8 protein-coding genes are annotated in these 8,528 nt (G+C 37.3%); all 8 read left to right on the top strand.

The genetic code is table 11. The features are described from left to right. Nucleotides 1-731 precede the first annotated feature (731 nt). The 8 genes from rpmH to noc all read left to right on the top strand — a co-directional run bounded on the left by rpmH (nucleotide 732) and on the right by noc (nucleotide 8,524). Nucleotides 732-866, top strand: a complete 135-nt coding sequence (gene rpmH, locus L8T27_RS19415; protein WP_127738799.1) for a 50S ribosomal protein L34 — start codon at nucleotides 732-734, stop codon at nucleotides 864-866. Nucleotides 867-1,058: 192 nt separating this feature from the next. Further along, on the top strand, nucleotides 1,059-1,409 hold the full coding sequence (rnpA, locus tag L8T27_RS19410) for a ribonuclease P protein component (protein WP_233319094.1): 351 nt from the start codon (nucleotides 1,059-1,061) through the stop codon (nucleotides 1,407-1,409). A 99-nt stretch (nucleotides 1,410-1,508) separates the two neighbouring features. After that, entirely contained in the window at nucleotides 1,509-2,288 is a 780-nt protein-coding gene (gene spoIIIJ / locus L8T27_RS19405) for a YidC family membrane integrase SpoIIIJ (protein ID WP_237942190.1), read from the top strand. Then, complete coding sequence (gene jag / locus L8T27_RS19400; RefSeq protein WP_233319090.1) at nucleotides 2,285-2,920, top strand: RNA-binding cell elongation regulator Jag/EloR; 636 nt, start codon at nucleotides 2,285-2,287, stop codon at nucleotides 2,918-2,920. The genes spoIIIJ and jag overlap by 4 nt, the downstream gene beginning before the upstream one ends. Before the next feature lie 372 nt (nucleotides 2,921-3,292). Further along, nucleotides 3,293-4,678, top strand: a complete 1,386-nt coding sequence (mnmE, locus tag L8T27_RS19395) for a tRNA uridine-5-carboxymethylaminomethyl(34) synthesis GTPase MnmE (RefSeq protein WP_233319088.1) — start codon at nucleotides 3,293-3,295, stop codon at nucleotides 4,676-4,678. A gap of 30 nt (nucleotides 4,679-4,708) precedes the next feature. Continuing rightward, nucleotides 4,709-6,589, top strand: coding sequence for a tRNA uridine-5-carboxymethylaminomethyl(34) synthesis enzyme MnmG (mnmG, locus tag L8T27_RS19390; protein ID WP_233319112.1), 1,881 nt, complete (start codon nucleotides 4,709-4,711; stop codon nucleotides 6,587-6,589). A gap of 100 nt (nucleotides 6,590-6,689) precedes the next feature. Next, entirely contained in the window at nucleotides 6,690-7,409 is a 720-nt protein-coding gene (gene rsmG, locus L8T27_RS19385) for a 16S rRNA (guanine(527)-N(7))-methyltransferase RsmG (protein ID WP_233319086.1), read from the top strand. 224 nt (nucleotides 7,410-7,633) lie between these two features. Next, entirely contained in the window at nucleotides 7,634-8,524 is an 891-nt protein-coding gene (gene noc, locus L8T27_RS19380; protein ID WP_233319083.1) for a nucleoid occlusion protein, read from the top strand. Nucleotides 8,525-8,528 lie beyond the last annotated feature (4 nt).

Here is an 8,528-nt window from a genome sequence, read left to right as displayed (position 1 = left end):
CCAATTTCCCTCCTTTTCCTTTTTATTTGCGTGCCGAAAAGAACAGATTCCTAAAAAAAGAGCTAATCTGCCAATACATTAATAATGATCTGTGGAAAAAATATATAATAAGGAAGTTAAATAGCATTTCGACAGTATCCACTATTTGTGGACAACTCTTTTAAGAGGTGTCTAATAAGCTGTCCACATTTTATCCACATTCTGTGGATAAAAGAGTTATACACAGAAATTATTCAAATGTGAAAACAAAACTATAATATCAAAAAATCATAATAACTGCAATGGTTTTTCATATCTTATCCACAAGTGAAACAATATGTTGATAATAAATGTCCACAGGTTATTAGTTTGTTAAAAACCTGTAAATAAGTATTGTGGACAGTGAAAAAAATGTCGAAATTTTATCCACAGGCTCGAAATATGCAATTTAAGTGCTTATTTAAGCAATGTAAAAAAATTAAATATCCATTTGGGGAGAAGCAAAAAATGACAGCGTATTGACAAGTGGCCTTCTATTCCTTATTATTACTATTCAGAAAGAAATATAGTACGTAGCATATGTTTTACAGGATATTTCCGATGTTATAGAACATAAAGCAAAAACTTGTTAGAGCGATCAACAAGGATAAATAGACTAGAAAATAAATGAATGGTTGACAATCAATCAGCTATGTTTATATAATTGTAAGGACTGTCTGTAACAGCTATTCCTCAGGGAGGTGTCATATACAATGAAAAGAACTTTTCAACCAAATAAACGTAAAAGAAGTAAAGTTCACGGATTCCGCAGCCGCATGAGCAGTCCAAATGGACGTAATGTTTTAGCTCGCCGTCGACGCAAAGGAAGAAAAGTATTATCAGCTTAGGCCACTGAAACGTCAGTGGTCTTTTTTTCGATAAATGGACTGAAAAGTTATGGGCTCTTAGAATAAATCTTAAGAGCCCATACTATAATGGATATATAAGCTCCTGGTTTTGAAGCAAAGGATGTTTCTATGTTGGAAGGTACATAAATAATATAGATTCGGAAAGTATTGAATAAATAAGGAGTAAATGATTTGAAGAAAGAATATCGCGTAAAAAAAAGTAAAGAGTTTCAAGAAGTATTTAAAAAGGGACAATCATTCGGCAATAGGCAGTTTGTTGTATATAAGTATGAAAAAAGCGGACAAGCTCATTTTAGAATTGGGCTTTCTGTCAGCAAAAAGATTGGAAATGCCGTTATGAGAAATAAAATTAAACGGTATATAAGGCAGATATTTTTGGAAATCGGAGATTCTTTGGAAAATGAAGCGGATTATGTCATTATTGCTAGAAAGCCTCTAGCTGAAATGGAATATGAGGAAACAAAAAAGAGCCTTCTCCATGTTCTGAAAATTGCAAAGGTCTTAAAAAGAAAGATTCAGTGAAATTTCAAGTTAAGCGTTTCCTATATCATCTAAATTAGGATACAATGAAGCCAGAAGCTAATTTTGGCTCTATTATTTATTAACAGGAGGATTTTACGGTTGAAGAAAAAATTAGTGTTGCTATTTGGTCTATTATTTTTAGTGACTATCTTGGCTGGATGTACAGAATTCAATCAGCCGATCACTTCAGAAAGTGATGGCTTCTGGAATGAATATATTGTTTATCCATTATCACAGCTCATCATTAAAACAGCAGAACTTGCCGGCGGAAGCTTTGGTATATCTATCATTATTGTAACAATACTAGTTCGTCTTGTTATTTTGCCGTTAATGATTAAGCAAACTAAAAACAGTAAAGCGATGCAGGCAGTGCAGCCTGAAATGGAAGCATTAAGAAAAAAATACAGCTCTAAAGATCAAAAAACACAACAAAAGCTGCAAGAAGAAACAATGAAGCTTTTCCAAGAAAATAAAGTAAATCCATTGGCAGGATGTTTTCCATTAATCGTTCAGATGCCAATATTGATTGGTTTCTACCACGCTATTTCACGTACAAGAGAAATTGCTCAGCATGAATTTTTATGGTTTAACTTAGGACAGCCAGATCCATTCTATCTGCTTCCTATCATTGCAGGGATTACGACATTCATCCAAACAAAAATGACAATGGCAGGAACAGCTAACCAAAACCCGCAAATGGTTATGATGCTTTGGATTATGCCAATCATGATCTTAGTATTTGCTATTAACTTCCCAGCTGCATTATCACTATACTGGGTTGTAGGTAATATCTTTACCATTATCCAAACGTACTTCATCAAAGGTCCGGAGTTGAAGAAGTCCGGTCAGACAGGAAAATTGGAGGGAGCCAAAAAGTGAGAGAGGTAACTGCTACAGGACATTCAGTCGAAGCAGCAGTGGAATCAGCTTTAGCTCAGCTTAAGACAACAAAGAACCAAGCCGAAATCATTGTTGTTGATAAAGGAAAAAAAGGTTTTTTAGGAATTGGGGCCCGCTCGGCTACTGTAACTGTAAGGAAGCTTGAGACGCCTCTAGAATCTGCAGAGCGATTTTTGCAGGATATTTGCACCCAAATGGGAGTTAACGCATCTATTTCGGCAAAAAAGTCGGGCAGGAATATCTTTTTTGAATTAAAAGGAGACAAGATCGCCCTTTTAATTGGAAAAAGGGGACAAACGCTCAACTCACTTCAGTATTTAACGCAATTGGTCATTAATAAGAATTCCGATGAATACTTAAGGGTCACGCTAGACGCTGAAGGCTACCGGGAAAGAAGAAAGCAATCCCTTATACAGCTTGCAGAAAGAACGGCCCATAAAGCCCTAAAGATTGGCAAAGAAATTTCGTTAGAGCCAATGCCGTCAAATGAAAGAAAAATCATTCATAATGCATTAACAGGCATTAAAGGTATAAGCACCTGTTCATCAGGTGAAGATGCTTTCAGGCATATTATCATTTCTCCAGAAAAAAAGCCTATTCAAAAAGCATAAAATAAGAAAAAAAGACATTCTCAAAATTTTTGGGATTGTCTTTTTTTGTTCCTTCTTACATTAACATTCTGCAAAATTCCCTTCAAAAGTTAACCAGTATTCATCTTTACAGAGCATATTCGGCAAAATAGCCATAAAATCTGTGAATTATTTGTCTGAACAGCGCTATTTTTGGTGCGTTTTATTGTTATTCACATGTGGATAAGATAAAATGGTAATAATAAAGAATAGTAATGTGGATAAGTGTGCGGATTTTTTTCTTTTTTAAAAGTTGTGGATATGATAATCTAATCTATTGTAACAATTAAATGAGTTGTTGATAAGTTTACATCAGTTTCTATATATAGATTTTTAATGATTTGAGGTGACAGCATGGAATTTGATACTATAGCTGCAATCTCCACACCAATGGGAGAGGGAGCGATTGCGATTGTAAGATTGAGTGGGCCAGACTCATTTGCGATTGCAGATAAGGTATTTAAAAGTATAGGAAATAAAAAGATAAAAGAGGTAGCAAGTCATACTATTCATTATGGGCATATCATTGACCCGGCTACGGATGAAACAATTGAGGAAGTAATGATTTCTGTAATGAAGGGACCAAAAACATTCACTAAAGAGGATGTTATTGAAATTAACTGTCATGGCGGAATGGCTTCTGTAAATCGTTTGCTTCAGTTGCTTGTAACGAACGGTGCAAGACTTGCTGAACCAGGTGAATTTACGAAAAGAGCATTTCTAAATGGAAGAATCGATTTGTCCCAAGCAGAAGCAGTCATGGATTTGATCAGAGCGAAAACGGACAAAGCAATGAATGTAGCCCTTGGACAAATGGAAGGAAGACTTTCAAAGCTGATTAGAACCTTGAGACAAGAAATATTAGAGACACTCGCGCAAGTTGAGGTTAATATAGATTATCCTGAATATGATGATGTGGAAGAAATGACTCATCAGCTTATGCTCGATAAATCTCGGTTTGTACAGGCGGAGATAAAGAAGCTGCTTCAGACTTCTCAGCAAGGCAAAATATTAAGAGAAGGACTTTCAACGGTTATTGTAGGACGGCCTAATGTAGGAAAATCCTCATTGTTGAACAGCTTGGTCCAAGATAATAAGGCAATCGTAACAGATATTCCTGGTACGACAAGAGATGTTATTGAGGAATATGTTAATGTCCGCGGTGTACCTCTTCGTCTGCTAGATACGGCAGGTATCCGTGAAACAGAGGACATTGTTGAAAGAATTGGTGTTGAAAAGTCCAGAAAGGTTTTAAAGGAAGCAGACTTAATCCTGCTTGTTCTCAATTATGCAGATGCTTTGACAGAAGAGGATGTCAATCTGTTCAAAGCGGTTGAGGGCATGGATTATATAGTGATTGTAAATAAGACAGACCTGCCGCAAAAAATTGATATGGAGCGTATAAAGGAATTGTCAGCTAATCAAAAAATGGTTACTACTTCACTGTTGCAGGATAAGGGCATCAACCAGCTAGAAGAGGCAATTTCCAGCCTGTTTTTTGAAGGTGCAATTGAAGCAAGTGATATGACATATGTGTCCAATACAAGACATATCTCCCTTCTGAACCAAGCGCTTCAATCTATTAATGAAGCCATTTCAGGAGTGGAAATGGGAACCCCAATTGATATTGTCCAAATAGATTTAACAAGAACTTGGGAACTGCTTGGTGAAATCATCGGCGATAGTGTACACGAAAGCCTGATTGATCAGCTGTTCTCCCAATTTTGCTTAGGTAAATAAAAGAAAAAGTTGCAGTTAGGAGGCACCATGATGCAGTACGAAGCAGGAAATTATGATGTCATTGTGATTGGGGCAGGACATGCTGGGTGTGAAGCAGGTCTTGCAGCCGCAAGATTGGGCGCCAATACATTGATGTTGACTATAAATTTAGATATGGTAGCTTTTATGCCGTGTAACCCATCTGTTGGGGGGCCGGCTAAAGGAATTGTCGTTAGAGAAATTGACGCACTTGGCGGAGAAATGGGTAAAAACATCGATAAAACCTATATCCAAATGAGAATGTTGAATACAGGAAAAGGGCCTGCAGTCAGAGCTCTTCGTGCACAGGCAGACAAATATATGTATCAGCACGAAATGAAAAAAACACTGGAAAATCAGCCAAACTTAACATTGATCCAAGGTATGGTTGAACAGTTGATTGTAGAAGACAATACAGTAAAAGGTGTTATCACAAAAACAGGTGCTACTTATACTGCTAAAACGGTTGTAGTAACTACGGGAACTTATCTACGCGGAGAAATTATCCTTGGTGAGCTGAAATATTCAAGTGGTCCAAATAACCAGCAGCCATCGATTCGTCTATCTGAACATCTGCAGGAATTAGGATTTGATCTTGTTCGTTTTAAAACAGGAACACCGCCGAGAGTAAACAGTCATTCTATTGACTACAGCAAGACGGAAATCCAACCAGGTGATGATGTTCCAAGAGCGTTTTCTTACGAGACAACAAAATATATTACAGAACAGCTGCCATGCTGGCTGACATATACAAATGAAAAAACGCATCAAATTATTGATGACAACTTGCATCGATCCCCAATGTATTCTGGGATGATCAAGGGAACAGGGCCGCGCTATTGCCCATCTATTGAAGATAAAGTCGTTCGCTTTAATGATAAACCAAGACATCAAATTTTCCTTGAGCCGGAAGGTAAGAATACGCAGGAGGTTTATGTACAAGGCTTGTCAACAAGCTTGCCTGAGGATGTACAGCAAGAAATCCTTCGTACAATTCCTGGATTGGAAAATGTCCAAATGATGAGAGCAGGTTATGCCATTGAATATGATGCTATTGTACCTACTCAATTATGGCCAACATTAGAAACAAAGAAAATTAAGAATCTCTATACAGCAGGTCAAATTAACGGTACTTCAGGTTATGAAGAGGCTGCCGGCCAAGGTTTAATGGCAGGAATTAACGCAGGTTTGAATGCCACTGGTAAAGAACAGCTTATCTTAAGCCGCTCTGATGCCTATATTGGAGTATTGATTGATGATCTTGTTACGAAGGGCACAAATGAACCGTACCGCCTGCTAACTTCCAGAGCAGAATACCGCCTTCTGCTTCGCCATGATAATGCAGATTTGCGCTTAACTGACTATGGATATGAAATCGGCTTAATAGCGGAAGAAAGATATAATAAATTCACTGACAAAAAGCAACAGATCGAACAAGAAAAGAACCGCTTAAAAGAAATTATCCTTAAGCCAAATGAACAAGTTCAAGCTGTCATTAAAGAACAAGGCGGCAGTGAATTGAAAGACGGCATTAAGGCAGCGGATCTGCTGAGAAGACCAGAAATGAACTACAAGCATATACAACAATTAGCACCAAGTGAAGCTGGTTTATCTGACGAAGTAACAGAACAAGTAGAAATCCAAATAAAGTATGAAGGTTATATTGATAAATCATTGCAGCAAGTAGATCGTCTGAAGAAAATGGAAAACAAAAAAATTCCAGAGAACATCGATTATGATGCAATTTCCAGCCTTGCAACAGAAGCAAAGCAGAAGTTGAAAATGGTACGGCCATTATCTTTGGCACAGGCTTCTAGAATCTCTGGAGTAAATCCTGCAGATATATCCATACTATTAGTATATTTGGAGCAAGGTCGCATAGCGCGAGTGTAATAGAAAGTGATTGGCTTTTTGCCTGTATTACCTTAGGCAAGAAGCCTCTCCTGTTGTAAAAAATATACATAATCAGGAATTGGATGGAAAGGGAGCAAGCATGAATACAGAACAATTTAGACAAATGCTCCGAGAGAAAGGTCTGGAGCTCTCTGATAGGCAGATGGAACAGTTTAAGATTTATTTTGAAACACTTGTTGAATGGAATGAAAAAATGAACCTGACTGCTATTACAGAACAATCTGAGGTTTATTTGAAACATTTTTATGATTCCATCACAGCAGGATTTTATTTAGAAAGCTTTAAGTCGCCTATTCATATTTGCGATGTTGGAGCAGGGGCGGGATTCCCGAGCATACCGCTGAAAATAGCTTTCCCGCAGCTGAAAATAACAATTGTTGACTCATTAAAAAAACGTATTCACTTTTTAGAGCATTTAGCAAAGGCTTTAGATTTAAAAGAAGTCCAGTTTATCCATGACAGAGCGGAAACATTCGGACAAAACAAAGAATATCGGGAAACTTTCGACATGGTAACAGCAAGAGCTGTAGCAAGGTTATCGGTTTTAAGTGAACTATGTATGCCATTGGTAAAGGTTGGAGGCGTATTTGTTGCTATGAAAGCGGCAAGTGCACAAGAGGAAATAGAAGCTGGCAAAAAAGCCATAGCTGTTCTAGGCGGGAAATTGGTCAATGCCCATTCATTTACTCTTCCAATTGAAGAAAGTGAGCGCAACATACTTGTTATCTCAAAAGAAAAACAAACGCCGAAAAAGTACCCTAGAAAACCAGGTACTCCAAACAAGGAACCGATTGAATGAATATATGCTATGTAAAATAGCATATATTCATCAAAGAAATAGCTTATCAACAGGCGATTATCTTATTTTTTGTACTATATCATTTTTTCTATCTACTATATAATATAACTATAAAAAGCACAGTAAATGAAAATTAAAGAAGTTTCTTATTATATTTATATATTGCAGTAAAAATGCTTGGATTTTTTTAAATAATAGGGAGTTTCGTAAAGGTGGTGCAGGTTTTGAAGCCTTCTTTCTCACGCTTTTTTGGCTTAGGCGAAAAAGGGAATAATACAGAAGAAGAAAGTCAATTCGAGACGGTAGACGCTAATGAGGAGCTTGAAAAAATGGTAAATAATGAAGAGATTAATAGATTGCCAATAAGCCAGATTGTTCCAAACCGTTTTCAACCAAGAACTGTATTTGATGATGAAAAAATAGAAGAATTATCAAGAACCATTCATACACATGGCATTATACAGCCAATTGTTGTACGGGAATATGATAGAGGTAAATATGAGATAATTGCAGGTGAAAGACGCTGGCGGGCAATGAAAAAGCTAGGGTGGGAAGAAGCTCCTGCTATCATTAAGAATATGAGCGATACAGAAACTGCTTCTGTAGCCTTGATAGAGAACCTTCAAAGGGAAGAACTGTCACCGATAGAAGAGGCTGTAGCCTACGGCAAATTACTCGAACTCCATAACCTGACACAAGAGGCACTTGCCCAGCGGTTAGGAAAAGGACAGTCAACGGTAGCTAACAAGCTGAGACTGTTAAAACTTCCTGAGGAAATACAGGAGGCACTTCTCAATAAGCAAATATCAGAGCGTCATGCCAGATCTCTGATTCCATTGAAAGAAACAGAAAAGCAGCTTAAGCTCCTTCAAGAAATACTAGAGAAGAACTTAAATGTAAAACAGACAGAAGAGCGCGTCGCTAAAATGCTGGAACAGGCAGAACAAAAGCCTAAGCCAAAAAGAAAGGCTTTCAGCAAAGATATGCGTATTGCAGTCAATACAATTCGACAATCCCTTACAATGGTGTCTGACAGCGGTATTAATTTAAATGCTGAAGAAGAAGAGTTTGAGGATTTTTATCAATTCACCATAAAAATTCCAAAAAAGAAATAGCTAT

This window comes from Niallia sp. Man26, from assembly GCF_022049065.2.
Classification (GTDB): domain Bacteria; phylum Bacillota; class Bacilli; order Bacillales; family Cytobacillaceae; genus Niallia.
Note: the sequence above shows the minus strand (reverse complement) of the source record. Positions and strands in the feature narration are given on the sequence as shown.